Origin of the sequence: Halomonas alkalisoli, from assembly GCF_021412585.1 — a bacterium.
Lineage (GTDB): Bacteria > Pseudomonadota > Gammaproteobacteria > Pseudomonadales > Halomonadaceae > Halomonas > Halomonas alkalisoli.
Map to the genome: position 1 here is coordinate 32,343 of NZ_JAKCMI010000044.1, position 26,528 is coordinate 58,870.

General features: G+C 65.7%; 25 protein-coding genes. 18 read left to right on the top strand and 7 right to left on the bottom strand.

Annotation, left to right across the window (positions count from 1 at the left end; translation table 11 throughout):
* Positions 1-15: 15 nt before the first annotated feature.
* The 8 genes from pqqB to LY622_RS20255 all read left to right on the top strand — a co-directional run bounded on the left by pqqB (position 16) and on the right by LY622_RS20255 (position 10,133).
* A complete protein-coding gene (gene pqqB / locus LY622_RS20220) occupies positions 16-945 on the top strand; it encodes a pyrroloquinoline quinone biosynthesis protein PqqB (protein ID WP_234292534.1) in 930 nt (309 codons plus the stop codon).
* Positions 946-1,000: 55 nt separating this feature from the next.
* Entirely contained in the window at positions 1,001-1,768 is a 768-nt protein-coding gene (gene pqqC, locus LY622_RS20225) for a pyrroloquinoline-quinone synthase PqqC (RefSeq protein WP_234292535.1), read from the top strand.
* A complete protein-coding gene (gene pqqD / locus LY622_RS20230; RefSeq protein ID WP_234292536.1) occupies positions 1,765-2,040 on the top strand; it encodes a pyrroloquinoline quinone biosynthesis peptide chaperone PqqD in 276 nt (91 codons plus the stop codon). Before pqqC ends, pqqD begins: the two co-directional genes overlap by 4 nt.
* Positions 2,033-3,187 carry a pyrroloquinoline quinone biosynthesis protein PqqE gene (gene pqqE / locus LY622_RS20235; RefSeq protein ID WP_234292537.1) on the top strand — a complete coding sequence of 385 codons (1,155 nt, stop codon included), beginning with the start codon at positions 2,033-2,035 and terminating at the stop codon, positions 3,185-3,187. Before pqqD ends, pqqE begins: the two co-directional genes overlap by 8 nt.
* A 144-nt stretch (positions 3,188-3,331) precedes the next feature.
* Positions 3,332-4,495 (top strand): alcohol dehydrogenase-like regulatory protein ErcA, encoded by a 1,164-nt coding sequence (gene ercA, locus LY622_RS20240; RefSeq protein ID WP_234292538.1) that lies wholly within the window; start codon positions 3,332-3,334, stop codon positions 4,493-4,495.
* A gap of 19 nt (positions 4,496-4,514) precedes the next feature.
* Complete coding sequence (locus tag LY622_RS20245) at positions 4,515-6,251, top strand: PAS domain-containing hybrid sensor histidine kinase/response regulator (RefSeq protein ID WP_234292539.1); 1,737 nt, start codon at positions 4,515-4,517, stop codon at positions 6,249-6,251.
* A 119-nt stretch (positions 6,252-6,370) separates the two neighbouring features.
* Positions 6,371-7,555 carry a nitric oxide-sensing protein NosP gene (gene nosP / locus LY622_RS20250; RefSeq protein ID WP_234292540.1) on the top strand — a complete coding sequence of 395 codons (1,185 nt, stop codon included), beginning with the start codon at positions 6,371-6,373 and terminating at the stop codon, positions 7,553-7,555.
* Positions 7,545-10,133: a hybrid sensor histidine kinase/response regulator gene (locus tag LY622_RS20255; protein ID WP_234292541.1), complete on the top strand. Its 2,589-nt coding sequence runs from the start codon at positions 7,545-7,547 to the stop codon at positions 10,131-10,133. Before nosP ends, LY622_RS20255 begins: the two co-directional genes overlap by 11 nt.
* On the opposite strand, the gene LY622_RS20260 is transcribed toward LY622_RS20255, so the two are convergent.
* Together LY622_RS20260 and LY622_RS20265 are read right to left on the bottom strand one after the other, a co-directional pair.
* A complete protein-coding gene (locus LY622_RS20260) occupies positions 10,115-10,795 on the bottom strand; it encodes a response regulator (protein WP_234292542.1) in 681 nt (226 codons plus the stop codon). The two genes, LY622_RS20255 and LY622_RS20260, sit on opposite strands and share 19 nt — an antisense overlap.
* Before the next feature lie 26 nt (positions 10,796-10,821).
* Positions 10,822-11,424: a rhodanese-like domain-containing protein gene (locus LY622_RS20265; protein WP_234292543.1), complete on the bottom strand. Its 603-nt coding sequence runs from the start codon at positions 11,422-11,424 to the stop codon at positions 10,822-10,824.
* 131 nt (positions 11,425-11,555) lie between these two features.
* On the opposite strand from LY622_RS20265, the gene LY622_RS20270 reads away from it, so the two are divergent.
* From LY622_RS20270 to LY622_RS20280, 3 genes are read left to right on the top strand one after another with little or no spacing between them, the layout of a single operon-like run.
* Positions 11,556-12,542, top strand: coding sequence for an ABC transporter substrate-binding protein (locus LY622_RS20270; protein WP_234292544.1), 987 nt, complete (start codon positions 11,556-11,558; stop codon positions 12,540-12,542).
* Positions 12,543-12,553: 11 nt separating this feature from the next.
* Positions 12,554-13,300, top strand: coding sequence for an ABC transporter permease (locus LY622_RS20275; RefSeq protein ID WP_234292545.1), 747 nt, complete (start codon positions 12,554-12,556; stop codon positions 13,298-13,300).
* On the top strand, positions 13,293-13,973 hold the full coding sequence (locus LY622_RS20280) for an ABC transporter ATP-binding protein (RefSeq protein ID WP_234292546.1): 681 nt from the start codon (positions 13,293-13,295) through the stop codon (positions 13,971-13,973). The genes LY622_RS20275 and LY622_RS20280 overlap by 8 nt, the downstream gene beginning before the upstream one ends.
* 3 nt (positions 13,974-13,976) lie before the next feature.
* Here LY622_RS20280 and LY622_RS20285 read toward each other — a convergent pair whose 3' ends face one another.
* The 5 genes from LY622_RS20285 to LY622_RS20305 are packed head-to-tail and all read right to left on the bottom strand — an operon-like array spanning position 13,977 to position 18,269.
* Positions 13,977-14,783 (bottom strand): ABC transporter permease, encoded by an 807-nt coding sequence (locus LY622_RS20285; protein WP_234292547.1) that lies wholly within the window; start codon positions 14,781-14,783, stop codon positions 13,977-13,979.
* A complete protein-coding gene (locus LY622_RS20290; protein ID WP_234292765.1) occupies positions 14,780-15,502 on the bottom strand; it encodes an ATP-binding cassette domain-containing protein in 723 nt (240 codons plus the stop codon). The genes LY622_RS20285 and LY622_RS20290 overlap by 4 nt, the downstream gene beginning before the upstream one ends.
* A gap of 2 nt (positions 15,503-15,504) precedes the next feature.
* Entirely contained in the window at positions 15,505-16,488 is a 984-nt protein-coding gene (locus tag LY622_RS20295) for a PQQ-dependent catabolism-associated beta-propeller protein (protein ID WP_234292548.1), read from the bottom strand.
* Between the two features lie 35 nt (positions 16,489-16,523).
* Complete coding sequence (locus LY622_RS20300; RefSeq protein WP_234292549.1) at positions 16,524-17,708, bottom strand: ABC transporter substrate-binding protein; 1,185 nt, start codon at positions 17,706-17,708, stop codon at positions 16,524-16,526.
* A 36-nt stretch (positions 17,709-17,744) separates the two neighbouring features.
* Entirely contained in the window at positions 17,745-18,269 is a 525-nt protein-coding gene (locus LY622_RS20305; RefSeq protein ID WP_234292550.1) for a cupredoxin domain-containing protein, read from the bottom strand.
* A 316-nt stretch (positions 18,270-18,585) separates the two neighbouring features.
* On the opposite strand from LY622_RS20305, the gene pedF reads away from it, so the two are divergent.
* From pedF to LY622_RS20340, 7 genes are all read left to right on the top strand, one after another.
* Positions 18,586-19,056 (top strand): cytochrome c-550 PedF, encoded by a 471-nt coding sequence (gene pedF, locus LY622_RS20310; RefSeq protein WP_234292551.1) that lies wholly within the window; start codon positions 18,586-18,588, stop codon positions 19,054-19,056.
* A 50-nt stretch (positions 19,057-19,106) separates the two neighbouring features.
* The gene (locus tag LY622_RS20315; RefSeq protein WP_234292552.1) at positions 19,107-20,090 is read left to right on the top strand and encodes a substrate-binding periplasmic protein; all 984 of its coding nucleotides are present in this window, start codon (positions 19,107-19,109) and stop codon (positions 20,088-20,090) included.
* 5 nt (positions 20,091-20,095) lie between these two features.
* Positions 20,096-20,911, top strand: coding sequence for a quinoprotein dehydrogenase-associated SoxYZ-like carrier (locus LY622_RS20320; protein WP_234292553.1), 816 nt, complete (start codon positions 20,096-20,098; stop codon positions 20,909-20,911).
* A 2-nt stretch (positions 20,912-20,913) separates the two neighbouring features.
* Complete coding sequence (locus tag LY622_RS20325; RefSeq protein ID WP_234292554.1) at positions 20,914-21,858, top strand: quinoprotein relay system zinc metallohydrolase 1; 945 nt, start codon at positions 20,914-20,916, stop codon at positions 21,856-21,858.
* 243 nt (positions 21,859-22,101) lie between these two features.
* Positions 22,102-23,883 carry a PQQ-dependent methanol/ethanol family dehydrogenase gene (locus LY622_RS20330; RefSeq protein ID WP_234292555.1) on the top strand — a complete coding sequence of 594 codons (1,782 nt, stop codon included), beginning with the start codon at positions 22,102-22,104 and terminating at the stop codon, positions 23,881-23,883.
* Between the two features lie 256 nt (positions 23,884-24,139).
* Positions 24,140-25,660: an acetaldehyde dehydrogenase ExaC gene (gene exaC, locus LY622_RS20335; RefSeq protein ID WP_234292556.1), complete on the top strand. Its 1,521-nt coding sequence runs from the start codon at positions 24,140-24,142 to the stop codon at positions 25,658-25,660.
* Between the two features lie 164 nt (positions 25,661-25,824).
* Entirely contained in the window at positions 25,825-26,448 is a 624-nt protein-coding gene (locus tag LY622_RS20340) for a methyltransferase domain-containing protein (protein ID WP_223135959.1), read from the top strand.
* Positions 26,449-26,528: the final 80 nt, after the last annotated feature.

Below are 26,528 nucleotides of genomic sequence, written 5' to 3' on the forward strand. Positions count from 1 at the left end.
AGAAGGAGAAGCGCCATGCAGGTGCTGATACTCGGTTCGGCTGCCGGGGGCGGGTTTCCGCAGTGGAACTGCAACTGCCCCAACTGCCGTGGGGTGCGCCTGGGAGGGAGCGGCTTGAGCCCCAGGACGCAATCCTCCATCGCCATCAGCATGGACGGTGAGCACTGGCTGCTGTGCAATGCCTCGCCCGACATTCGTGCCCAGCTCAGCGCCCATCCAGCACTCTTTCCCAGGCGTGGCCTGCGCGGCAGTGGCATTGCCGAAGTCTTGCTGGTGGATGCCCAGATCGATCATGTCAGCGGGCTGCTGTCGCTGCGCGAAGGCTGTCCGCTTGACGTCTGGTGCACCGCGAGTGTCCACGACGACCTGTCCACCGGCTTCCCGCTGTTTCCCATGCTGGAACACTGGAACGGAGGCCTGTCCTGGCGAGAGATCGCCCTGTCCGGCGAGCGCGACTGCTGCACCTTTGAGGTGCCAAGCTGCCCGGGACTTGCGATCACCGCGCTGTCGCTGCACTCCAATGCCCCTCCTTACTCTCCCCGGCGCGGTGCGCCGGCCACCGGTGACAACCTGGGGCTGCTGTTTCACGACACCCTGACGGGCGGCTCGCTCTTCTATGGGCCTGGCCTGGGGGCGCCGAGCCGCGAGGCGAGGGCGCTGATGGCCCGGGCCGACTGCGTGCTGGTGGATGGCACGCTATGGCACGACGACGAGATGTCGCGCCTCGGGATCGCCGATACCACCGGCCGCGAGATGGGGCACCTGCCCCTGGCCGGGGAGGGCGGCATGATCGAAGAGCTCGACGCCTTGCCGTCAGGCACGCGGCGCATCCTGATCCATATCAACAATACCAACCCCGTCCTGGACGAGGGGTCCGCCGAGCGCGCCGAGCTGGACCGGCACGGCATCGAGGTGGCCCATGACGGCATGCGCCTGTCACTGTAAATGCCAGGGAAACCGACGCCCTACAGCTAACAACAAACAACTAACAGGACCAGACATGAACGCCGCTCTCTCTTCGCCAGTCTCTCTCATGACCCCCGAGGCTTTTCGTCAGGCCCTGCTGGCCAAGGGGGATTACTATCATATTCACCATCCCTATCAGGTCGACATGGCAGAAGGGCGCGCCACGCCGGAGCAGATCCGCGGCTGGGTGGCCAATCGCTTCTATTATCAGGTGATGATTCCACAGAAGGACGCGGCGCTGCTGGCCAACTGCCCGGACGCCGCCACGCGGCGACGCTGGATCCAGCGGCTGCTGGACCACGACGGCCGCGACGATGATGCAGGTGGCATCGAGGCGTGGCTGACCCTGGGCGAGGCGGTCGGCCTGCCCCGGGAGGAGCTGATGTCCCAGCAGCATGTCCTCCCCGGTGTGCGCTTCGCCGTGGACGCCTACGTCAACTTCGTGCGCCGGGCCAGCTGGCAGGAGGCGGCGATCTCCTCGCTGACCGAGCTGTTCGCTCCCCTGGCGCACCAGAGCCGCCTGGACACCTGGCCGGGTCACTACCCCTGGATCGACGCGGCCGGCTACGGATACTTCCGCAAGCGCCTCAAGGAGGCGCGCCGAGATGTCGAGCATGGGCTGGAAGTGGCGCTGACGGTATGCACCACCGTGGAAGCCCAGCAGCGCGCGCTGGAGATCCTGCAGTTTAAGCTCGACGTGTTGTGGAGCATGCTGGATGCCATGACCCTGGCCTACCAGCTGGGGCGTCCGCCCTATCACAGTGTGACCGACCGAGCGGTTTTTCACCGGGGACTGGCATGAACGCCCTGGCGGTGCCCTCGCTCCGACCCGGCTGGCGGCTGCAGTGGGAGGAGGCCCAGGGGTGCCATGTGCTGCTCTACCCCGAGGGGATGGTGCAGCTCAACGACAGTGCCGGTGCGATCCTGTCGCTGGTCGATGGTGAGCGTGATGTCGCCGCGCTGATCGACGAGCTCACCCGGCGTTATCCCGATGCGTCGAGCGATGAGCTTGCCCAGGATGTCATCGAGTTCTTCGTCGACGCCTTGCAACAGGGCTGGATTCATCATGACTGACGTCGTTCGCTCCCGGACCGGCGGGGCAAGCGGCATCGGCCCGCCCCTGTGGCTGCTGGCCGAGCTGACCTATCGCTGCCCCCTGCAGTGCCCCTACTGCTCCAACCCCCTCGACTTCGCGCGCTACCGTGACGAGCTCGATACCGACGCCTGGATCGACGTGATGCGCCAGGCACGGGCCATGGGTGCCGTACAGCTCGGTTTCTCGGGGGGTGAACCGCTGGTGCGCCGCGACCTGGAAGCGCTGGTCGACGAAGCCCGGCGGCTCGGCTTCTACACCAACCTGATCACCTCCGGCGTGGGACTGACGACTGCGCGCATCGATGCGCTGCGGGACGCGGGGCTGGACCATATCCAGATCAGCCTGCAAGCGGCGGATGCCGAGGTTGCCGCCGCCGTGGCGGGTTCGGCCAAGGCCTATGCCGGCAAGCTGGCCATGGCCCGCGCGGTCAAGTCGGCCGGCTATCCCATGGTGCTCAACGTGGTGCTGCATCGCCACAACATCGATGACATCGACCGGGTGATTGCCCTGTGCGACGAACTGGGTGCCGATGCCGTGGAGCTGGCCAGCTGCCAGTACTACGGCTGGGCCAGGCTCAATCGTGCCGGCCTGCTGCCGAGCCGTGCCCAGGTCGAGCGTGCCGAGGCGGTGACCCGGGAGTGGCGTGAGCGCCTGGCTGCGCGAGGGCGCAACATGCGCTTGCTGTTCGTGGTGCCGGACTACCATGCCGAGCGTCCCAAGGCGTGCATGGGCGGTTGGGGCGCCATCTTCATGACGGTGGCTCCGGATGGCACCGTGCTGCCGTGTCACAGTGCCCGTGAGCTGCCCATGCCCTTTCCCAGCGTGCGCGACGCATCGCTGAAGGAGATCTGGTACGCCAGCGACGCCTTCAACCGCTTTCGCGGCGACGCCTGGATGCCCGAGCCCTGTCGTGGCTGCAGCGAGCGCCACCAGGATCACGGCGGCTGCCGCTGCCAGGCCTATCTGTTGACGGGCGATGCGGCGGCCACCGATCCGGTATGCAGCAAGTCGCCGCGACATGAGCTGATCGTACAGGCCTTGGACGAGTCGAGCGCCGATCACCGAGAGGTAGAGGGGCTTATATCGCGTCATGCCCGCAATTCGCGCATCCTTTGTCGCGGTTAGGCCATACGCGACCAAGGGCGAAGGGCGCCGGAACGGGATGCCCCATAACATGGGCCAGAAAATCCCGTGGTGACACGATAACAAGACGCCGCTGACCCTGGCCGGGCCCCGGTGCCGGGCAGCGTCGAGCGGGAGGTTCCCAGCATGGCTTCCAGTATCACCGACCTGCGCAAGTTCGTGGCCCCCGAGATCATCTTCGGCGACGGTGCACGCCGCGCCGTGGCCAACTACGTGGGTACCTTCGGCGCCGAGCGGGTGCTGCTGGTATCGGACCCTGGCGTCGTCCTGGCCGGCTGGGTCGAAGAGGTGGAGGCGGACCTGGCGGCCCAGGGCATCGCCTGCCAGCGCTTCGTCTCGGTCTCGCCCAACCCGCGGGTCGAGGAGGTGATGGCGGGGGCCGCGGCGTATCGCGAGATGGGCGCCCAGGCCATCGTGGCCATCGGTGGCGGCAGCCCCATGGACTGCGCCAAGGGTATCGGCATCGTCGTTGCCCATAACGGCCACATCCTGGACTTCGAGGGCGTCGACACCCTGCGTGTGCCGATCCCGCCGCTGATCTTCGTGCCCACCACCGCGGGCACCTCGGCGGACATCTCCCAGTTCGCGATCATCTCCGACCAGCAGCGGCGCATGAAATTCTCCATCGTCAGCAAGTCGGTGGTGCCGGACGTCTCGCTGATCGACCCCCAGGTCACCCTCACCATGAGCCCATTCCTGACGGCCTGCACCGGTGTCGATGCACTGGTGCATGCCATCGAGGCCTTCGTCTCTACCGGCAGTGGTCCGCTCACCGATGCCCACGCCCTGGAGGCGATGCGCCTGATCAATGGTCATCTCGTCGCGCTGGTGGCCGACCCGCAGAACCTCGAGCTGCGTGCCCAGGTGATGCTCGGCAGCATGCAGGCGGGGCTGGCGTTCTCCAACGCCATCCTCGGGGCGGTGCACGCCATGTCGCATAGCCTGGGTGGCTTCCTGGACCTGCCCCATGGGCTGTGCAACTCGCTGCTGCTCGAGCACGTGGTGGCCTACAACTTCGAGTCGGCCCCGGAGCGCTTTACCCGCATTGCCGAGACGCTGGGCATCGATTGCCGTGGGTTGACGAGTCGCCAGGTGCGGGCCCGGCTGATCGATCACCTGGTTGCGCTCAAGCGTGCCGTCGGCCTGACGGGAAGTCTCGGCCGGCTTGGCGTCAGCACCAGCGACGTGCCCTTCCTGACCCGCCATGCTCTCGAGGATCCCTGCATCCTGACCAATCCGCGCCGCTCCGGTTCGAGGGACGTGCAGGTGGTCTTCGAGGAGGCCCTGTGATGCTGCGGTCGTATGCCCGATGAAGAAGGTGAACGACCCCGACGGCTACTCGGTCAGCCAGCTGCTGGGGCTTGGCCAGCAGTCGGCGCGCAAGAGCTACTACCCCGAGCTGACGGCGCGCATGGCCGAGCTCGAGGCCGAGCGCAACCGCTACAAGTGGCTGTTCGAGAATGCCCTGCACGGCATTTTCCAGGCCTCCCTGGGCGGGCGCCTCCTGGCAGCCAATCCGGCCCTGGCTGCAATGCTGGGCGATGGCGACGTGGCGGCGACGCTGAACCGCTGCGCATCGCTGGAGGCGCTCTTTGCCGAGCCCGAGGAGGCGGAGCGGGTGGCGTCGCGGCTGCACCGGCAGGGCCACCTGCAGGGGCACACCACCTGGCTTGCCGGAAGCGACGGCCGGCGGGTGCCGGTCGCCCTGACCCTGCTGAGCAAGCCGGATCGGGGCGATGAGATCCTGGTCGAGGGCTTCGTTGCCGATATCACCGAGCGTGAGCGGGCCCGCCAGGAGCTGCTGGCGCTCAACGCACGCCTCGAGGCCCGGGTGCAGGAGCGCACCCAACTGCTGGAGCAGCTCAACGCCGATCTGGCCGGCGAGGTGGCCGAGCGGCGCCTGATGGAGGAGCAGCTGCGCGCGGCGCGGGACCTGGCCCAGGAAGCCAACCGCAGCAAGGATCGCTACCTGGCGGCGGCCAGCCACGACCTGCTGCAGCCGCTCAATGCGGCGCGCCTGCTGGTATCCACGCTGCGCGAGCGGGAGCTCGATGGCGATAGCGGCCGCCTGGTCGACAGCATTCATCTCTCCCTGGAAGGCGCCGAGGAGCTGCTCACCGACCTGCTCGACATTGCGCGGCTCGACCAGGAGCGTATTCAACCGCAGCTGGAATGCTTCCCCATCTCGCGCATGCTCGATGGCCTGGTGGCCGAGTATGCCCCGCGTGCCCAGCGCAAGGCGCTGCGCTTTCGCTGCGTGGAAAGCTCGGTCTGCGTCAACAGTGACTTCCGCCTGCTGGGCAGGGTGCTGCGTAACCTGCTCTCCAATGCCTGCCGCTACACCGAGTCCGGCAGTGTGCTGCTCGGCGTGCGTCATGTGGGGGATGTCGTCTCCCTCGAAGTGCACGACACCGGCCCCGGCATTCCCGCCGACCAGCTTCGGGCGATCTTCGAGGAGTATCACCAGCTCAACGCCGAGCAAGCGCGCAATCGGCAGGGGGTGGGCCTGGGCCTGGCCATCGTCGAGCGGATCTGCCAGCGGCTGGACGCGACGGTGAGTGTGGATTCGACGCCGGGCCACGGCTCGCGCTTTGCCGTGCGGGTGCCGATCTGTCGGCCATCTTCCTCGCAGGAGGCCGCGCCGTTGGCCTCTCTGCAGCTGAGCCCCCTGCAGGGCCGGCGCATGCTGGTGGTCGACAATGACAGCCGAATATTGATGGGCATGCAGGCGCTGCTCGAGCAGTGGGGCATGACCTGTCGCGTTGCCCACGACCTGGAAGAGGCACTGGCTCAGCCGCATGAGCCGCCAGACGTGCTGCTGGTCGACCTGCACCTGGACGGCGGCGAAACGGGCGACCTCCTGGTGGAGAAGCTCCGCCGGCACTGGCAGCAGCCTGCGCTGCCGGCGGTGGTGATCACGGCGGATCGCTCCGAGGCCTGGCGGCGAACCCTGGCCGAGGCAGGCATTCCCCTGCTGCACAAGCCGGTGCGGCCGGGCAAGCTGCGGGCCGTTCTCAGCCAGCTGCTCGGCGATGAGCGGCATTGAGAGCAGTCTACGACTTTGGTCCTGGCACCGCGGCCTCGCTTCGACACTGAAGTGCTATGTTGCTGCTTTGCATCAAGATATAGACTGAAAGCCGGACCCTGGATCGAGAGAGACCAGCCATGCCAATGCCATTAGCGGTCTCGGAAGTGGAAGCCCCGCAGGATGCGTCGCTGCGCGTGGCCCAGTCCTCCCTCCGCGATCCGGAGCGGGCGGCACAGTACCTCGCCAGCCAGCTGCTTCACCCCGACCTGGAGGGGGTGCTGTTCTTCTGCTCCGCGGAGTATGACCTGCCTGCCCTGGCCACTGCCCTGGAAGCCCACCTGGGGGGCGTTACGCTGTGTGGCTGTACCACGGCGGGGGAGCTGGGCGTCGATGGCTATTCTCGGGGTTCCATCGTGGCACTGGGTTTCGACCGCCGTGCCTTTACCCTCGACTACCGCCTGATCCATGAGCTGGATCGCTTCACGCTGATCGATGCCCAGCGTATTACCGATCAACTGTTCGATCACTGCCTGCGCCATGGCGTGGCTCCGCTGAAGGGGCACACCTTCGCCATGACCCTGCTCGACGGCCTCTCGGCCTGCGAGGAACAGGTGCTGCTGACCCTGACCTCGGTGCTGGCGGGTATTCCTCACTTCGGCGGCAGCGCCGGGGACGACAATCGCCTGACCGGAACGCATGTCTATGGCGAAGGCGCCTTTCACGCCCAGGCGGCGGTCGTGCTGATGATCAATACCGCGCTGGATTTCGAGGTGCTCTCGACCCACCACCTGCGGCCCCGCGGCGAGAAGCTGGTAGTGACGGCCGCCGACAGCGAGGGGCGCAGGGTGCTGGAGCTCAACGCCGAGCCTGCGGCGCAGGAGTATGCGCGACTGGTGGGCTGTCCCGTCGAGGCGCTGGGCCCCGAGGTGTTCGCCCGGCATCCGTTGGCCGTCAGGCTCCATGACAAGACCTATGTGCGCGCCATCCAGGGCGTCAATCGCGACCTCAGCCTGAGCTTCTACTGTGCGGTGGAGACCGGCATCGTCATGACCGCCATGCAGGGTACGGACCTGCTGGAGGATCTCGCCTGCGAGATCGAGGCCATCGTCGAGCGGCTGGGGCCGGCTGAATGCATTCTCGCCTGCGACTGCTTCCTGCGCCGCCTGGAGCTCGAGCAGTCGGGGCTGCAGCCGGCCGCCGGGGAGCTCTATCGGCGCCAGCGTATCCTCGGCTTCAACACCTACGGCGAGCACTGCAACGGCCTGCACCTGAACCAGACCTTCAGCGGCGTCTTCATCGGTCGGTCCCGCCGTGATCTCTGAACGCGAACGTGAGCTGGAGCGTCAGGTTGCCAAGCTCGAGCGCATCAACGCGGCCCTGATCGAGCGGGTCGAGTCGAGCAACCTGCCGCGCATCGCGCCCTATGCCGCCTTCGAGCATGCCGCCCTGCTCGCCGAGCAGGTCCGCGAGCGCACCCGCGCCCTCAACCAGACCCTGGATGAGCTGCGTGCCAGCAATCGACTGCTGGGCGAGGCACGCAAGCGCGCCGAGCAGGCCAACCAGTATCTGGTCGACGCCATTGAAAGCATTACCGACGCCTTCGTGCTGTTCGGTGCCGACCAGCGTATCCAGCACTTCAACAGCCGCTTCGCCGAGTTCTGGCGTCCGGCCGGTATCGAAATCAGGGCCGGCATGTCGCTGGAGGAGCTGCGGCGGCTGGCGCTCACCTCCGGGCTGGTCGTCAAGGAGCAGCTGAAACAGCGCGAGGGACGCACCGTCTACCAGCTGCACGACGGCCGCTGGGTGCAGGTCAACCAGCGGCCGATCTGCGGTGGGGGGCGCGTGTTCCTCTATGTGGACATCACCGAACTCAAGCGCCATGAGCACGCCCAGCGCGAGCATGCCCTGGCCCAGAAGTCGCGCCTCTTGCAGGCCACCCTCGACAGTCTCTCCCAGGGCGTGGCGGTGATTACCCGTGGCGGCCAGCTGGAGATGCACAACCAGCGCTTCTCGCAGCTCACCGGCCTCGATGGGCTGACGCTGCCGGTAGCGCTGGGGTCTCTGGAAGCCACCAGTGAGCTGCTCGACCCGGCGGATATGCAGGCGATACTGCCGGCCTGCGAGCGCCGGCTCAGCGATGGACGCGTGGTCGAGGTACGCGGCCATCCCATGCCTGGCGGCGGCCAGGTGCTCACCTATACCGACATCACCGAGCGCATTCGGCAGGCCGAGGCGCTGGCCGAGCGGGAACGCTGGATTCGCACCATCACCGATCAGGTGCCGGCAATGATCGCCTACCTGAATCGTGAGCTGTGTTACGTCTTCACCAACCGCGTCTACGAGGAGTGGTACGGCTGGCCCCACGACCTGCCATTGGGCTCCTCTCTGGGTGACCTGCATTCGGCGGAGCACTGTGCGCGGCTGATGCCGTATCTCCAGCGCGTACTGGCCGGAGAGCGTATCAGTTTCGAACTGCCCGAGCAGAACGTCGCCGGCGAACAGCGGGTGTTGCTTCGCGCCTACGTGCCGCACCGCGACAGCGATGGCAGCGTCATCGGCTTTTTCGTGCTCGTCCGCGACATCACCGAGCAGCGCCGTACCGCCGAGGCCTTGCACCATGCCTACCAGAACCTCGAGCAGCGTGTGCGCGAACGCACCGCGGAGCTGACCCGCGTCAATGCGCAGCTGCGCGGGGAAATCGAGGAGCGCCTGGCAGCCGAGTGCCAGCTGCGCGAGGCCAAGACCGAGGCCGAGGCGGCCAATCTCTCCAAGACCAAGTTCCTAGCGGCGGTCAGCCATGACCTGCTGCAACCGCTCAATGCGGCGCGGCTGTTCGTGGGGGCGCTGGTGGAGCAGGAGATGTCGGCGACCAACCTGGAGCTGATCCAGCAGGTGGGTCACTCGCTCAAGGATGTGGAGACACTGCTCGGCACGCTGGTGGACATCTCCAAGCTGGATGCCGGGGTGATCACTCCCGAGGTGGCTCCCTTCGCCATCCGCGATCTGCTCGACGGCCTGGCTCGCGAGTATCGCCAGGTGGCGGCCAGCGAAGGCCTGGCGTTCCATTACGTCCCGTCATCGGCGATCGTCAGAAGTGATATCTCGCTGATGGCCCGGGTGATACGCAACCTCTTGAGCAACGCCGTACGCTACACGCCAGGCGGCCATTTGCTGCTGGGCTGTCGGCGTCGCCGGGAGGGGCTGGAGATCCAGGTACTGGATACCGGTTGCGGCATTCCCGACGAGGAGCGTGAGCTGATCTTTCAGGAGTTTCGGCGACTGCAGACCGCTTCGGCTCGGGATCGTGGCCTGGGGCTCGGTCTTTCCATCGTCGACAAGATCTCGCGCATGCTGCACCAGCCGGTACGCGTGAGCTCGCAGATCGGCCGCGGCACCCTGTTCGGCGTGCTGCTGCCCTATGCGCAGCAGCTCCCGGCCGGCCAGCCCCGGCCGGTGGTCGTCAGCGGGGTGGGGCGGGAGCTGGCCGGGAGATGCCTGTGGGTGGTGGACAACGATCCGGCCATCTGCCTGGCGATGCGCCACCTGCTGGAGCGTTGGGGTTGCAAGGTCATCGTGGCCGAAAGCGAAACTCGCCTGTCACAGCTTGCCTGCCTGGCGGAAGAGGGCGCCGATGCGCTGATCGTGGACTATCACCTGGACCATGAATGCAACGGCCTCGATCTGGCGGAGCGTATCAACGCCATGCGCAAGCGCCCACTTCCGGTCCTGGTGATCACTGCCGACCATAGTCGTGAGCTGCGCCAGCAGGTGCGTGAGCTGGGCTTTCAACTACTCAACAAGCCGGTCAAGCCGTTGCGGCTGCGCACCACGCTGCAGCAGTTGGTGGCCGATGCTCCGCTCGAAGCCACCGCGGGGGAGCTTCAGGGCTTGCGCAGGTAGCGGCTGAAGTCGATGTCGCTGGCCGAGAGAATGGCCTGCACGCGGTTGCTGACCCCGAGCTTGCGCAGGATGGCCGAGACGTGGGCTTTCACCGTGGTTTCGGCGATGTTGAGATGGTAGGCGATCATCTTGTTCGACTCCCCACGGGTCATGTGCTCCAGCACCTGCAGCTGCTTGCGGGTCAGCGTTTCGAGCTGCTCCGGGGTGATGCTGCGCTCGTTCGGCTCCTGTGGGCGGGTGTTGCTGGCACGCATGATATCGGAGGGGAGATAGATGTTGCCTTCGAGTATCTGCGCGATGGCCTTGATTAATTGCTCCTTGGGGGATGACTTGGTGAGGAAGCCCACGGCACCGCAGGAGACCGCCTGCAGCATGACGTTCTTGTCCTCCTCGGCGGAAATGATCGCCACCGGAATGGTGGGCGATTCGTTGCGCAGTTGAATCAGCCCGGTCAGGCCGCTCATGCCGGGCATGTTGAGATCGAGCAGGATCAGGTCGAGATCCTCCTCGTCGGCGGTCAAGGCCAGGGTCGCCTCCAGATTCTCGGTCTCCAGCAGCTCGCTGCCGGGGAAGCCAGCGCCGACCACCCGCGCGATTGCCTCACGAAACAGCGGATGGTCGTCGGCGATCAGGATGCGATAGGCAGGAGTAGGCTCATCCATCTTGTTGTTATCCTCGTGGCAATGCTTCAGGGAGACTCGGCGTTAGCAAAGGGTGGTGGGCGGGGCGTGGCGATCTCCAGGAGGTGGCCGGCGGCTTCCCAGCTGTCGATGCCGTCACGATACCAGTAAAGTCGTTGAAATCCCGCTTCGGCAAGGCGCTTGACGGCGTTCCAGGATAGCCAGCAGTCGGAACGACACACCACCACGATCGGATGGCTCATGTCATTGCCGCTGGCGACGGTGACCTCGTCGAGCAGGTAGCCCACCCAGTCGTGGCGGCTGTAGTACCACTCGTCTCCCAGGTGGCCAAGGCCAGTGTTGGGCAGCCACAGCGCCCCCGGCAGGGAGTGGTGTGGCTCGGTTGGCAGGAAACGGCCGTGGTGGAAGGTGAGGTTGATTACATCCACCGGCAGTGCTGGCGGCGTGGCGTTCAACAGGGCCACGACCTCACCCGTGTCCACCGTGGCAGCGCCGGGTGCCGTCTCGGGGGTGGGGCTGCGGTAGCGGTCGATGCGATAGCCTTGCTCGGAGAAGAGCAAGGGATCATCCATCGCCGCCGAGGCGAGGGGGAGTGTCGAGCAGAGCGCTGGCAAGAGCAGCGTGGCCAGATGCCGCTTCGCGACCACCATGGGCATGATCCTGTGGGCTGATGCTCCTATGGGACCGTCTTTTATACTGCATCGGAATTGCACCTTTGTCGCGAGGTGACAGGCACGAAAGTACTATTCTGCCGCGGCGGGTAGCCCCCTAGGCTGACCACATGACATTACGCACACCGCTTACATCCCTTGCGCTGGTACGCACCCTGATCGTCGTACTGCTGCTGGGAGGTGCCGAATCCCTGCATGCCGAGCTGCCGACGCTGCGGCTCAGCGTGCTGCAGTTCGGCACCGCCCACTGGGAGCTCGATCACCTCAAGCGGCATGGCTTCGACCGAGAGGCGGGATTCGACCTGCAGGTACGCCTGGTGGCCAACCTGCCAGCCTCGCGAATCGCCGTCTCCAGCGGCGATGTGGACGGGGCCGTGGTCGACCTGACCTGGGCCCAGGCCCGCCATGAGGCCGGTCAGTCCTTTCGCTATCTACCCTACTCTTCCCAGCTGGGCGATGTGCTGGCGGCACCGGGGCAGGCCATCCGCGACATCGAGGATCTGCGCGACAAGCGCATCGGCGTGGCCGGCGGCCCCGACAGCAAGAGCTGGGTGCTGTTGACACGTGCGGCACAGGCCCGGGGCATCACGCTGGAGCGCGAGGCCCGGGTGCAGTTCGGCGCGCCGCCGCTGCTGAGCCAGTCGCTCAAGCGCGGCCAGCTCGATGTGCTGGTGACCTTCTGGCATTTCGCCGCCGAGCTGACGGCCGCGGGCGACGCCGAAGTGGCGCTGCCCATGGCATCGGTGCTGGCGAGCCTGGATATCCCCACGAGGCTGCCGATCCTTGGCTATGTCTTTCATGAGGCTTGGGCGCTCGAACAGGAGGCGTTGGTGGCGCAGTTTGCCCGCGCCGTAGCGCATACCAAGCGGGAACTGCGCGACGAGCCGGAGCACTGGGCGGCCCTGCGTCCGCTCATGCGTGTCAGCGACGATGAGCACTTCGAAGCGCTGCGCCAGGGTTACGTGCAGGGCATTCCCGAGCCGCTGGACGCGCCGCGTATCCAGGCGCTGCAGCGGCTGCTGGAACTGGCCGGCGTGACGCCGGGCGAGACGATGCCCGCGTCGCTGTTCGTCCAGGCGCCGAGTGACGAACGGTGAAGGCGTCGCCGTTGGCCTACTGGGTCGTCCTGCCACTGCTGGTGGTGTTCTGGTGGCTGATGGCCTGGCAGCTCGACACCTCGCTACTGCCTTCGCCGCTGGCCGTACTGCATACCCTGCAGCATGAGGCGGCCAGCGGTGAACTGCAGCGTCACCTGGCGATAACCCTGCAGCGGGTGGCGATCAGCTTCACCCTGGCCATGGCGTTGGGTGCCCTGGTGGGTATCGCCATGGGACGATTGCCGCTGGTCAATGCGCTGCTCGACCCGCTGCTGGTGCTGCTGCTCAACCTGCCGGCGCTGGTGCTGATCATCCTGCTCTACGTCTGGTTCGGCCTGGTGGAGGCCGCCGCGATACTCGCGGTTGTCATCAACAAGATACCCAACGTGGCCGTCACGCTGCGTGAGGGCGCGCGCAGCCTGGATCCGCGACTGGAACAGATGGCCCGGGTCTACGCGTTCTCGCCCGGCCAGCGGCTACTGCACGTCTGGGTGCCTCAGCTGTTTCCCTACCTGATGGCGGCCACCCGGGGCGGCCTGGCGCTGATCTGGAAGATCGTCCTGGTGGTCGAGCTGCTGGGGCGCTCCGACGGGGTCGGTTTCCAGCTGCACCTGGCCTTTCAGGTCTTCGACGTGGCCGGCCTGCTGGCCTACAGTTTGGCCTTCATTGCCATCGTGCAACTGATCGAGCTCGTCATCCTGCAACCGCTGGAGCGGCGTGCCTCGCGCTGGCGCCGTTCGGGAGCCCAGCATGCTTGATTTCGCCACGCCTCCCGACCATCCCGTCCTGTCGCCCATGACGCTGTGCATTCGCCACGGCGACCGCATCTGCCTGCTGGGCCCTTCCGGCACCGGCAAGACCACGCTGCTCAATCGTCTGGCCGGCCTGGAGACTGGCCAGCCGCGCCCTGCGCTGCGCATCGGCTACCTGTTCCAGGAGCACCGACTGCTGCCCTGGCGCACGCTGCACGACAACCTGCGGCTGGTCGGTGTACGCAGTGACCAGGTGAGTTCGCTGCTGGCGCAGGTCGGACTCGACGGCTATGGCGAACACTTTCCCGACCAGCTCTCGCTGGGCATGGCCCGGCGTGCCGCTCTGGCGCGCTGCCTGGCGGTGCGCCCCGAGCTTCTCCTGCTGGACGAGCCATTCGCCTCCCTCGATCCACACCGGGCGGCCGAGCTTCAGGCGCTGATACGCGAGCTGCTCGACCGGACGCCGCGGATGGCCATGATCTGTGTCACCCACGAAGTGCGCGATGCCGCGGCCCTGGCCAACCGCGTCTGGTACCTGACCGGGCGCCCCGCCCGCCTCGAGCATGACGAGGCGGTGGACGATCACCCCGATGCAGTTGCCGGTCTGGCCAGGCGCTTGGAGGCGCTGGGCAGAGGGGCCGCCGCCGACGCTGCGCTGGCCGGCGGAGCCCCGGTCTAGAGTCTAGCTGAGGTGTGCGCCCAGTAGCCGCGTACGCTGGGGCCGAAAGCCGCCGATGGCCAGCGCCGAAAGGGCCAGGGTCACGCCCAGGGTGATGGCCACCGCTTCACCGTTCCACTGCCCGTAGAGGGCAAAACGCACCAGCTCCACCGCATGGGTGAAGGGGTTGAGCCGGCACAGTTGGTAGATCCAGGGGCTCGCCTCCTGCATGCGCCATAGCGGATAGAGCGCCGAGGAGAGGAAGAACATGGGAAAGATCACGAAGTTCATCACCCCGGCGAAGTTCTCCAGCTGCTTGACCCAGGTGGCGATCAGCAGGCCCAGGGCACCCAGCATCAGCGCGGCCAGCAGCAGCGCCGGCAGCACCGCCAGGTAGCCTTCCAGGGGTGGGCGCACGCCGACGCCCCAGCGGGCGATCAGCAGGAAGACATAGACCTGGATGACCGAGACGCTGCCCATGGCCAGCAGCTTGGTCAAGAGCAGGAAGGGGCGAGGCAGCGGGCTGGTGAGCAAGACGCGCATGGAGCCGAGCTCACGGTCGTAGACCATGGAGAGCGCGCCCTGCATCGAGTTGAACAGGATGATCATGCCGCACAGGCCGGGCACGATATAGGTCTCGTAGGTGATGTAGGTCACATAGGGGGGAATGATCGATACGCCCAGCACCATGCGAAAGCCCGCGGCGAACACCACCAGCCACAGCAAGGGGCGCACCAGGGCGCTGGCAAACCGGGTGCGTTGCTGCCAGAAGCGCAGCCACTCCCGCTTCTGCACCCCGACGAAGCAGTACCAGTAGTCGCGCGGCGTCATGCGAGTGCCTCCCGGGTCAAGGCGTTGAAGGTGTCGGTGAGGCTGATGCCGCCGTGTCGTCGGCAAAGCGCATCGCCCGGCTCGTCGGCCAGCAGGCGCCCGCGGTGCAGCACCAGCACCTGGTCCTCCGGCGCGATCTCTTCGATGAGGTGGGTCGCCCAGAGCACGGTGACCTGGCGATCCCGGCATAGCTGGCGAACGTGGGCACCGAGGGCCGCTCGGCTGTCGAGATCGAGCCCGGCGGTGGGCTCGTCGAGCAGCAGCAGGGCAGGGCTGTGCAGCATGGCACGGGCGATCTCCACCCGCCTGCGGTGGCCGCCGTTGAGCCGGCGTACCGGCATGCGGGCATGTTCGGTCAGCTGCTGGCGCTCCAGCTCCTCGCCGCAGCGTCGCCGACCCTCACGCGGCGACATGCCGTGCAAGGCCGCATGGTAGAGCAGGTTCTGGCTCACGCTGAGGTCAAGGTCCAGGGCGTTCTGCTGAAAGACGGCTCCGATATGGCGCATCACGGCGGCGGGCTGATGCCTGAGCGACCGCTCGCCGAGGCGCAGGTCGCCCTGCTGCAGGGCGAGAAGGCGGGTCATCAGGCCGAACAGGGTCGACTTGCCGGCCCCGTTGGGCCCGAGCAGGGCGTGGAAACGGCCGGAGGCCAGCGTGAAGCTGACCTCCTGCAGGACGGGCTGGCGCCGATAGCGATAGCCGATGCCCCGGGCTTCCATGATCACGACTCGGTACCCGAGGTGATGCGCACGCCCCAGGGGAAGCGGCCCACGCTGATGGTCTTGACCACCTCGAGCTTGTCGACGTCGATCACCGAGACATCGCCGCTGACGCCGTTGGTGGTCAGCAGGGTCTTCTCGTCGGGGCTCAGCGCGACCTGCCATACCCGGGCGCCCACCAGCAGGTAGTCGAGCACCTCGAAGGTCTGGGCATCCACCACCGCGATGTGATTGGCCGGTCCAAGGGCGACGAAGGCATAGCGACCGTCGGAGGTGAGCTGTATGCCGACAGGCTGGACGCGGTCCTGGTTCACGCCGGGGATGCGGAAGTCGATGGTGTGGATCTCTTCGAGGCTCTCGACATCGATGATATGCACGGTACCGCCGATCTCCGCCGAGGCCCACAGCAGGGCATCGTCGTGGGTGAACTCCACGTGGCGCGGGCGGGCGCCGATGACGATGTTCTTCTCGATCTCGAAGGTCTCGGTGTTGATCCAGTGCAGCATGTTGGAGGTCTCGCTGGTGTTCACCGCCCAGCGGCCGTCGTAGCTGACGCCCATGCCTTCGGGCTCGATGCCCACTTCGATCTGTGCCAGCACGCGTTTGGTATCCACGTCCAGCACGGTGACCAGGGCGTCATCCTCGTTGGCAATATAGAGATGCCGGCCGTTGGGATGCAGGGCGAACTGCTCGGGATCCTCGCCGGAGGGCAGGGTGTCGATGACCTGTCGGGTTCCCAGGTCGAGGATCTCCACAGCATCGTCGTCGCTGGCGCAGATGTAGAGCAGGTCTTCGTCGGGCGACAGCAGAATGCCCCGCGGGCGCTGGCCGACGGCGATAGTGTCGATCACCTCGAGGGAGGCCATGTCGATGATCGAGATGGTGTTGTCGCGCTCGTTGGAGACATAGGCCAGGCTTTGGGCCCATAGCGGTGTGGAGAGGCCCAGGGTCAGGCAGAGGGTGGCTAGGCGGGTGGCGATTTTCATGATCGGTTCCTTCGGTGCAGGTCAGGGAGCGGGTCTCAGTCGCGCAGGTGGCAGCGGCTTTCCGGGCGGTCGTAGCCCAGGGTGTCGAGCTCGGTGTGCTGATGCAGAAAGCCTTCGAAGGGCGCCATGCCCACCAGGCTGTTGGGGTGGGCGAGGGGCACCGGCTGGCGCAGCTGACCGTTCCAGTCGCGGAAGCTGAGCGGACGACCCTTGAAGGCGGCCAGTTCGAAGTCGTCGCCGAGCAGGTAGTCGCGCAGGGTGGGCATGTCGGCGCTTTCGGTACGTGTCATTGCCTCGCCCACGGCGCGTATCGCCGCCCAGGCGGCATAGTCGGTGCCGGTCATGTGGCGTTCGGCCTGCTTGTGGAAGCGGTTCTGCAGCTGCGCCGCTCCCCAGGCTTCCACGGCGGGGTGCCAGGCATCCGCCGCCATGCCCTGGGTGCCGGCCACGGGACGTGGCAGCCAGGTATTGAAGGGCACGAAATCGCCGAAGTCGTTGCGCTCGTCGGCGACTACCACCACGTCATAGTCGGGCCCCTGGGTGAACAGTGGCAGCTCGGCGGACGCGTTGCGGCGCATGTCGGCCTCGAAGGTCCACTCCTTGTCGGCGACCACCCGCAAGGCGAATTTCTCGGCGGATCGGCGGAAGGCATCGGCCCAGGCCTGGTCGTCTTCGGTCTGGCCGCTGATCAGGAACACCGAGCGCCAGCGCCGCCAGCTGAGCCATTGGGCCAGGGCGTCGGTCAACATGGCGTGGCTGGGGGCGGTGTGCAGCAAGTAGGGTGAGCAGTCGTCGAGGCGAAGCGACACATCCCGGGCCGCCGCGTTGAACAGCAGGGCCTGGTCGCCGTTGATCTCGACGGCCTTGCGCAGGGTCTGCGCCGGCACGTTCAGCACTATCAGGCCGATATCGTCCTCGAGCATGGCCGAGAGCGCTTCCAGCAAGGCGTCCTCGCTGGCGGCAATGATGCTCTCGAGTTCATGGCTCTGGCCGAGGAAGCGGCCAGTGCTCATGTTGTCGCTGATCCCCAGGCGGGCACCCTGCAGGCCCGAATCCTCGGGCTCGGGGGTCAGCTGGGCCAGTGCCGGGCCGCGATCGGGCTGCCACTGCAGGTAGCCATATCGCAGGCTCATCTCGTCGGCATTGGCCAAGGGGGCCAGCAGCCAGCCACCCAGTGCCAGTCCGTAGACAAGGCGTCGCATTTGCTGGGAAGTGTCCATGACATCTCCTGGTCGAGAAGGGTCGAAAACGGGGCATCACTGCACGACGAAGGTGCCGGTCACGCCCCGCTCCTCCAGTCCCGCGCAGGCCCATTCGTAGGTGCCGGGGCGGATGGGCACGAAGAACAGCTCGGCCTCGCCTTCACGCTCGAACTCCAGCTCGGTCAGGGTGGGTGCCTTGATCTCCACGTTGCCCACCTCGATCTTGCGCAACCAGGCATTCTTGAAGAAGCCGGGGGCCACCCAGGCGCACTCCTGCATGCCCGTGGCTTCGACCACCAGCCGGTAGGACTGGCCGGTTTCCAGTTGATGCTCACGCACCGACACTCCGAGCATGCTCTCGCCGGTGCCGATCACCAGGCGCTCCAGGCGCTCGGGCCGGTTGGCCAGGTCGCCGGCCGCCAGGGCCGCGCCGGTGGTGAAGCTCAGGGCCAGGGCCAACAGCCCCATGGCGGCAGGGCGGCGTGCGGTGGGACGCTTGCGGGCAGGAACAGTACGGCAAGGGGAAGTACGGCAAGGGGAAGTACGGCAAGGGGAAGTACGGCAAGAGGTGGCGGACATGTTGTTGTTCTCCTTCGGGTTGCAGGACAGCCGACCGTGTGGCCATGCCGTCAAGTTCAGCACTTCGCGTCGTGCCGTCCCATGACACCATGGGGCCCTTGTTCTCCTTCCAAGGGCGTAAGACGGGAGCAGGGGGAGAAGAGAGGACTAGTACCAAGGGAGGAGGGCGAGAGGCCGGAAAGTGGCGCTGCGCACGCGGCGCTGCGCTACCTAGACTCCACTCACACCGCTGCAGACCAGCGACCTGCGGCCTTGCTCGACTGCCGAATCTCACGACTACGACGTCTCACAACAACTCACAACGACAGGTGCCCTCATGCGAACCATGACTTCACTGACTCATGCTCTAGCCCACGCCCTGGTCACTCCCGTGCGCAAGGCCGTCGCCATCTGCGGCGCCTGCCTGCTGCTGGGCGCTTCAGGCACTGCCCTGGGGCATGGCGATGTCACGCCGCAGGAAGTCGATACCAAGGGGTTGCCCGATCTGGGCGAGGCGCCGCTGATGGAGAACCCCTTCCGTCCCGGCAATCAACACGACGACTACCATGAGCTGGCCATACAGGTGGGCGAGAGTGGTTATGGCGGCAACTGTGCCGTCTGTCACGGCATCCAGGCCATGTCGGGGGGGCTGACGCCGGACCTGCGCAAGCTCGAGGAGTGGGATGACGAGTTCTACCTGGAGCGTGTCATCAAGGGCACCGAGCGGGGCATGCCCTCGTTCAAGGCGAATCTCGACCAGACCGCCATCTGGGCCATCAAGACTTACATCGAGTCGGTGACCCCGTGAGTCGGGGGTAACCACTCAGCGGTCGCCATGCCTTCGGGAGAAAGCGCGCCATGTGGAAACGAACCTTGATCTTGCTGTTGCTCATGCTGTTCCAGGCACCGGCCTGGGGGGAGGGGTTGGCACCGCAGGTGCTGCGCGTTGCCGTGGCGGAGGTGGTGGAGAGCAATCCCAGCGCCGAGCTGTTCCGGCGCCCGGCGCTGCGCAACCTCGATGAAGTGATGGCCTCCGGGTATATCAACATCGGGCTGTACGAGGATTTCCCCCCCTACTCCTATATTGACGATACGGGAGGGCCACGCGGTATCGACGTCGAGATCGGACGCGCCATCGCCGATGGGCTGGGCCTGGAATTCCGCCCCTTCTGGATCAAGCCCGGCAGCAGCCTGGGGCGAGATCTCGGCAACAATGTCTCCCGCGGACACTACCTGCGTCCGACCCAGGTGGCCGATGTCATGCTGCGGGTCCCCTACGACAAAAACTTCTCCTACCTGCGCGACTCCACCGGTGAGTACATCAACAAGAGCGTGGTGATGTTCGGCCCCTACCAGCGCGAAGAGTGGGGCATCGCCTACGATGCCGGTCAACTCGATGGAGAGGCGACGCTGGGCAGCTTCCGCCACCAGCGCATCGGCGCGGAGTACGACACCCTGCCGGCCACCTACCTGACCGCCGTGATGGGTGGGCAACTGCGCGACAACGTTCGCCACTATCGCAACGTGGGCGACGCCTTTGCCGCCATGGCCCGCGGCGAAGTGGCAGGGGTCATGGCTATCCGCGGGGAGCTCGAACATTACCTGGCACACCATCCGGCACACGACTTCCGGCTTGCCGAGCCACTGCTGCCCGGCATCTCTCGTCAGCAATGGGATATCGGCATGGCCGTTCGCCACAACCATCGCCAGTTGGGCTACGCGGTCGAGGCGATAGTGGATCGCGCGGTGCGTGATGGCAGCCTCGATGACATCTTCCAGGCCCATGCCCTCGAGTATCGTATGCCCGATTTCTACGCCGAGGTTCTCGGCCCGGCGGAGTGACCGTGATGAGCCAACAAGCGATGCTCTGGCTGGCACGCTGCGGATGGCTTGCGCTGACGGTTGGCTGCCTGGTGGCTTCAACCGTGACAGCAGCGGCATCCATCCCGGACGACCCTTTTCGCTCGCCCATGTGGCACTACAACCTCAATCGCTATCTTGGCGAAGAGGCGGTAGTCCAGCACAGCGACCAGGTGGTGCTCAAGGTGCCCCACTTCGCCGAGGACGCCACCCAGGTGCCCCTGACGGTGGATCTCCCCGGCTTCGGCTCGCCCGTCAAGCAGGTCATCACCTGGGTCGATCTCAACCCGGTACCGCATCTCTTCACCTTCCGGCCCGAAGCCACCGAGGTGCGGGGCATTGCCCTGAATTTCCGTATCCAGCAGGCTTCCACGGTGCGTGCGGCGGTGCAGGATGAGCAGGGCGTGTGGCACATCGGCAGTGCCCATGTGGATGCGGCCGGCGGTGGTTGCACCGCGCCCAGCGCCACGGCCAGCAATCCCGACTGGGCGGCCAGCCTCGGCCAGATGCGCGGTGCGCTATTCAGCCCGGTCAGTGGGCCGGCCAGCACTCGCCTGAAGCTGCAGGTCATGCATCCCATGGACACTGGGATGGTGGGCAACATTCCGCGATTCAACATCGAGGATGTGGAACTGCGAGATGCCGCGAATCAGGCGCGACTCGCCACCATGTCGCTGTCCGAATCGGCCTCGGAGAACCCGCTGTTCGTCTTTGACCTGGAGCACGAGGGGAAGGAGGCCGGGCTCACGCTATGGATGCGTGACAACGGCGGAAACGTCTTCGAAAGTCACCTGGGTAGCTGATCATGCGATACGCCATGCTGCTGTTGGGTAGCTTGATTCTTGGTGGAGGCAGTGTTTCGGCCGAGAGCTTTCGGTACGTCCTTGAACCGGTGGAAATCACCCCGGATGTCTGGGTCATCGAAGGCGTGACGGAGGATTTTTCCCGTGATAACGGGGGCAATATCGTCAACACCGCCTTTATCCTGACCGCAGAGGGTGTGGTGGTCTTCGATACCGGCCCTTCGCGGCGCTACGGCGAGCAGATGCGGGAGGCCATCGCCTCGATCACCGACCTTCCCGTTACCCATGTCTTTCTCTCCCATCATCATCCCGACCATGTGTTCGGCAACCAGGCCTTCGACCCGCAAAGGCTTCACGCGCTGGACGATACCATCGCACTGCTCAAGGCCCAGGGTGACGACTTCGCCGAAAACCTCTACAGGGCACTCGGTGACTGGATGCGGGGCACCGAGGTCGTGCTGCCCACCCGGCGCGTCACGCCCGGTCGGATGACCATTGGCGGTCGCGATATCGAGCTGATCGCCATGAGCGGCCATTCCGGGGCCGACCTGGTGCTGCTGGATCATGCCTCCGGTGTGCTGCTGGCCGCCGACATGGTGTTCTTTCAGCGCGCGCCGACCACGCCGCACACGCCTGGCATCGACGTCTGGCGTGAGGAATTGCGCGAACTGGAAGCGCTCGACTTTCGCTATCTGGTGCCCGGCCACGGTCCGGTGGTGGAGGACACGGCGCCCTTCGATCAGATGCACGATTATCTTGCCTGGCTGGATACAAGCCTCAGGGAGGCGGCCGGCCAGGGCCTGACCGCCAGCGAGGTCATGGCCATGGCCATTCCTGAGCGGTTCGATGAGATAGCGGTCGCGCGCCATGAGCTGATTCGCAGCGTGACCCACCTGTATGGCCGCTACGAGCGTGAAGCGTTGTCGCCGCTGGCCGGGGGAGGGTAAGCGCAATTCTGCCTGACGTTTCTTACCGTGCATGGCTCTTGCCACCTTGATCAGTTGCAGCGATCGGGTGGCTTTTTTTATGGATGAATCCCCGGGTCGTACGACCAAGAGAGGAGGGAATGTCGTCCCTGTTGGCCATGGCTGAGAACGCCGAGATCCACCAGATTGAAAGGCGCAGCGCCAAGACGCGCGCTGGCGTTCGAACAACAATTCCATTGAATTACTGTCCCTCCGGAGACCGTCATGACTCAATCCACCCCCCTCGGCAATCTGGCCAGGCCCCTTGCCCTGACCGCCATTGCACTGGCTGTTTCAGCCCAGGCCCAGGCCGTCAGCTTCGAGGACATGCTCAACGATCACCTGGCCACGGATCAGGTGGTGACCAACGGCATGGGCCTTCACGGGCAGCGCTTCAGCCCGCTGACGACCCTCAATACCGATAATGTGCACCAGCTGCGGCCGGTATGGGCCTTCTCCTTCGGCGGTGAGAAACAGCGTGGCCAGGAGTCCCAGCCGCTGGTGAAAGACGGTGTAATGTACGTGACCGGCTCCTACTCTCGCATGTGGGCGGTGGATGCCTACACCGGTGAGCAGATCTGGCAGTACGAGGCGCGCCTGCCCGACGGCATCATGCCCTGCTGCGACGTCATCAACCGCGGCGCGGCCATCTACGGCGACAAGGTCTATTTCGGCACCCTGGACGCGCGGCTGGTGGCACTCGACCGCGAGACCGGTCGCGTTCAGTGGATCAAGCGGGTGGCCGACTACGAGGCGGGGCATGCCATCACCGCCGCGCCGATCATCATCGATGGCAAGCTGATCACCGGTGTGGCCGGGGGCGAGTTTGGCGTGGTGGGAACCGTCTTCGCCTTCGATGCCGAGACGGGCGATGAGCTTTGGACCCGTCCCGTGGTCGAGGGGCACATGGGGTATGTCTTTGAAAATGGCGAAGCCGTCGAGAACGGCATCACCGGGGGCGAAGCGGGGCTGAGCTGGCCCGGCGACATGTGGCAGCAGGGCGGCGGTGCGCCCTGGCTGGGTGGATTCTACGATGCGGACACCCACTCCCTGCTGATCGGCACCGGCAACCCGGCGCCCTGGAACTCCCACCTGCGTCCCGGCGACAACCTCTATACGTCCTCTCGCCTGGCGATCGACCCCGACGACGGCACCATCAAGTGGCATTTCCAGGCCACGCCCAATGACGGCTGGGACTATGACGGCGTCAACGAGGTGATCTCCTTCGACTATGAGGAGAACGGCAGCCTGGTCAAGGCTGCCGCCACGGCGGATCGCAACGGCTTCTTCTACGTGCTCGATCGCGAGAACGGCGAGTTCATTCGCGGCTTCCCCTTCGCCGACAAGATCACCTGGGCCGATGGACTGGACGAAAATGGCCGGCCCATCTTCAATCCCGCCGGACGCCCGGGCAATCCGGCCGATAGCGAGGGCGAACGCGGCGAGTCGGTGGGCGCCTATCCGGCCTTCCTGGGCGCCAAGAACTGGAATCCCATGGCCTACAGCCAGGATACCGGCCTGTTCTACATCCCCTCCAACGAGTGGATGATGGACATCTGGAACGAGCCGGTTTCCTACCGCAAGGGTGCGGCGTTCCTGGGCGCCGGCTTCACGATTCGCCCCACCAACGACGACTACATCGGCGTGCTGCGTGCCGTCGACCCGCGCACCGGAGAGGAGGTATGGCGGCACGAGAACCGCGCGCCGCTCTGGGGTGGGGTGATGGCCACCGCTGGCAACCTGGTCTTCACCGGCACGCCGGAGGGGTATCTGAAGGCCTTCGACGCCACCACCGGCGAGGAACTGTGGGGCTTCAATACCGGCTCCGGGGTAGTGGCCACGCCGATAACCTGGGAGATGGACGGTGAGCAGTACGTCTCGGTGGCTTCCGGCTGGGGCGGGGCGGTGCCGCTGTGGGGAGGCGAGGTCGCCGAGGTGATCAAGGACTTCAACCAGGGCGGCATGCTGTGGACCTTCAAGCTGCCGAGTGAATACGCGCAGCAGTGATTCGTCAGGAGCCGGGCCCCGGGCGGTCCCGGCTCCTACTACTAACGACCCCGTCTCGGCCCCCCCAAGGAAGCATGGGCCACAGCAGCGGGTTAACTACACTCGAAGCAAGGCCGGCCAACCTCAATGGCACACAGCGAGAGGGCATGTCGGACGAGAAAAATAAAGGACTCGTCAAGGCACCCACCGGGTGAGTCAGCGCTATCTTTCAAATGGCCACACCAATCAACAAGAATGCACTCCAGGAGCTAGAACCATGATCTACGCCAACCCCGGTCAGTCCGGTTCCGTCATCACCTTCGAATCTCGCTACGGCAATTTCATCGGCGGTGAGTTCGTGCCCCCGGTGAAGGGCCAGTACTTCGACAACATCAGCCCGGTCAACGGCGAAGTGTTCTGTCAGATTCCGCGCTCCACCGCCGAAGACATCGAGAAGGCACTGGATGCCGCCCATGCCGCCGCGCCGGCCTGGGGCAAGACCTCCGCCGCCGAGCGCAGCAACATCCTGCTCAAGATCGCCGATCGCATCGAGCAGAACCTGGAAATGCTGGCCGTCGCCGAGACCTGGGATAACGGCAAGGCGGTGCGCGAGACCCTCAACGCCGACCTCCCGCTGGCCGTCGACCACTTCCGTTACTTCGCCGGCTGCATCCGCGCCCAGGAGGGCACCGCGGCCGACATCGACGCCAATACCGTCTCCTATCACTTCCACGAGCCGCTGGGCGTGGTGGGCCAGATCATCCCGTGGAACTTCCCGCTGCTGATGGCCGTGTGGAAGCTGGCGCCTGCGCTGGCGGCCGGCAACTGCGTGGTGCTCAAGCCCGCCGAGCAGACCCCGGCATCGATCCTCAAGCTGATGGAGCTGGTCGGCGACCTGCTGCCGGCGGGTGTGGTCAACGTGGTCAACGGTTACGGCGCCGAGGCCGGCCAGGCACTCGCCACCAGCAAGCGCATCGCCAAGATCGCCTTCACCGGCTCCACCCCGGTGGGTGCTCATATCCTCAAGTGCGCCGCCGAGAACATCATTCCCTCCACCGTGGAGCTGGGTGGCAAGTCGCCGAACATCTACTTCGCCGACATCATGGACGCCGAGCCCGAGTTCATCGACAAGGCGGTGGAAGGCCTGGTGCTGGCCTTCTTCAACCAGGGCGAAGTGTGCACCTGCCCGTCGCGTGCGCTGATCCAGGAGGACATCTACGACGCCTTCATGGCCAAGGTGATCGAGCGTACCGTGGCGATCAAGCGCGGCAACCCGCTGGATACCGACGTGCAGGTCGGCGCCCAGGCCTCCCAGGAGCAGTTCGACAAGATCATGTCCTACATGGACATCGCCCGCGAGGAAGGCGCCGAGTTCCTCACCGGCGGCGACAAGGCGAGCTTCGATCCGGCCTATGACAAGGGCTACTACATCCAGCCGACCCTGCTCAAGGGCAATAACCAGATGCGCGTCTTCCAGGAGGAGATCTTCGGTCCGGTGGTGGCGGTGACCACCTTCAAGGACGAGGCCGAGGCGCTGGCCATCGCCAACGACACCGAGTTCGGCCTTGGCGCCGGGGTGTGGAGTCGCGACATCAACGTCGCCTTCCGCATGGGCCGTGGCATCCAGGCCGGCCGCGTCTGGACCAACTGCTACCACCAGTACCCGGCACACGCCGCCTTCGGCGGCTACAAGAAGTCCGGCGTCGGCCGCGAGACTCACAAGGTGGCGCTCGAGCACTACCAGCAGACCAAGAACCTGCTGGTCAGCTACGACATCAATCCGCTCGGCTTTTTCTGAGCCTCCATGCCGCCCGGCCCAGCCGGGCGGAAAACCGAAGGTTGCTCTCTCGTCGCCCGTAGCGGCGATTTCAGGCGCGGCTATTGCCGCGCTTTTTTTTACCTTCACTACAACGATACGGCGCTATGCTTCATGCTTCTCGCTTCGAAGGAAGGAGCGTCGACATGGACCTCGAGGATCTGGACCTGCATCAGCAACGCTTGCAGCACGTCGCCGGCCAATTGCGTGCCAGCGGTGCGCGCCGGGTCCTGGATCTGGGGTGTGGCACCGGCACGCTGCTTCTGTACCTGCTGCACGAACCCCAGTTCGAGACGCTGGTGGGGCTGGAGCAATCTGGCGAGCTGCTGGCTCAGGCGCAGCTGCGACTGGGTGACTGGCCCGAGGCGGAGCAGGGGCGGCTGAGGCTGGTATGCGGCTCCTACGCCGAACCCCAGGCGTCACTGGTCGGCTTCGATGCCGCCGCGATGGTGGAAACCATCGAGCACGTGCCGCCGGAGACCCTGTCTCAGGTGGAGCGATGCGTTTTCGGGGTGCTGCGGCCTGGACTGCTGGTGCTGACCACACCCAACCACGACTACAATCCGCTGTTCGGGCTGGCTCGTGGCGAGTTTCGCGATCCCGACCACCGTTTCGAATGGACGCGTGACCGCTTTCGTGACTGGGCATGGGGTGTCGCACATCGCAATGGTTACCGGGTGCGGCTTTCCGGGATCGGCGAGTGGCATTCGGACCTGGGTCAGCCGACCCAGCTGGCACGCTTCGAGCGAAATGATTGTCAGACAGTTTGAAACCTGAAGCGGGGAAACCTGGGGGAGACCGCCATGTGGCGTGGAGCCGCCTGGCTATCTTGTCGGTTTTGATCCCGGTC

Bases quoted from the DNA above. Each gene is read 5' to 3' on its own strand.
- LY622_RS20260 (WP_234292542.1), bottom strand. From the start codon at position 10,795: ATGGATGAGCCTACTCCTGCCTATCGCATCCTGATCGCCGACGACCAT.
- LY622_RS20280 (WP_234292546.1), top strand. From the start codon at position 13,293: ATGCTTGATTTCGCCACGCCTCCCGACCATCCCGTCCTGTCGCCCATG.
- pqqD (WP_234292536.1), top strand. From the start codon at position 1,765: ATGAACGCCCTGGCGGTGCCCTCGCTCCGACCCGGCTGGCGGCTGCAG.
- pqqE (WP_234292537.1), top strand. From the start codon at position 2,033: ATGACTGACGTCGTTCGCTCCCGGACCGGCGGGGCAAGCGGCATCGGC.
- LY622_RS20325 (WP_234292554.1), top strand. From the start codon at position 20,914: ATGCGATACGCCATGCTGCTGTTGGGTAGCTTGATTCTTGGTGGAGGC.
- pqqB (WP_234292534.1), top strand. From the start codon at position 16: ATGCAGGTGCTGATACTCGGTTCGGCTGCCGGGGGCGGGTTTCCGCAG.
- LY622_RS20305 (WP_234292550.1), bottom strand. From the start codon at position 18,269: ATGTCCGCCACCTCTTGCCGTACTTCCCCTTGCCGTACTTCCCCTTGC.
- ercA (WP_234292538.1), top strand. From the start codon at position 3,332: ATGGCTTCCAGTATCACCGACCTGCGCAAGTTCGTGGCCCCCGAGATC.
- exaC (WP_234292556.1), top strand. From the start codon at position 24,140: ATGATCTACGCCAACCCCGGTCAGTCCGGTTCCGTCATCACCTTCGAA.
- pqqC (WP_234292535.1), top strand. From the start codon at position 1,001: ATGAACGCCGCTCTCTCTTCGCCAGTCTCTCTCATGACCCCCGAGGCT.
- pedF (WP_234292551.1), top strand. From the start codon at position 18,586: ATGCGAACCATGACTTCACTGACTCATGCTCTAGCCCACGCCCTGGTC.
- LY622_RS20245 (WP_234292539.1), top strand. From the start codon at position 4,515: ATGAAGAAGGTGAACGACCCCGACGGCTACTCGGTCAGCCAGCTGCTG.
- nosP (WP_234292540.1), top strand. From the start codon at position 6,371: ATGCCAATGCCATTAGCGGTCTCGGAAGTGGAAGCCCCGCAGGATGCG.
- LY622_RS20330 (WP_234292555.1), top strand. From the start codon at position 22,102: ATGACTCAATCCACCCCCCTCGGCAATCTGGCCAGGCCCCTTGCCCTG.
- LY622_RS20295 (WP_234292548.1), bottom strand. From the start codon at position 16,488: ATGAAAATCGCCACCCGCCTAGCCACCCTCTGCCTGACCCTGGGCCTC.
- LY622_RS20320 (WP_234292553.1), top strand. From the start codon at position 20,096: ATGAGCCAACAAGCGATGCTCTGGCTGGCACGCTGCGGATGGCTTGCG.
- LY622_RS20270 (WP_234292544.1), top strand. From the start codon at position 11,556: ATGACATTACGCACACCGCTTACATCCCTTGCGCTGGTACGCACCCTG.
- LY622_RS20290 (WP_234292765.1), bottom strand. From the start codon at position 15,502: ATGGAAGCCCGGGGCATCGGCTATCGCTATCGGCGCCAGCCCGTCCTG.
- LY622_RS20340 (WP_223135959.1), top strand. From the start codon at position 25,825: ATGGACCTCGAGGATCTGGACCTGCATCAGCAACGCTTGCAGCACGTC.
- LY622_RS20265 (WP_234292543.1), bottom strand. From the start codon at position 11,424: ATGGTGGTCGCGAAGCGGCATCTGGCCACGCTGCTCTTGCCAGCGCTC.
- LY622_RS20315 (WP_234292552.1), top strand. From the start codon at position 19,107: ATGTGGAAACGAACCTTGATCTTGCTGTTGCTCATGCTGTTCCAGGCA.
- LY622_RS20300 (WP_234292549.1), bottom strand. From the start codon at position 17,708: ATGGACACTTCCCAGCAAATGCGACGCCTTGTCTACGGACTGGCACTG.
- LY622_RS20285 (WP_234292547.1), bottom strand. From the start codon at position 14,783: ATGACGCCGCGCGACTACTGGTACTGCTTCGTCGGGGTGCAGAAGCGG.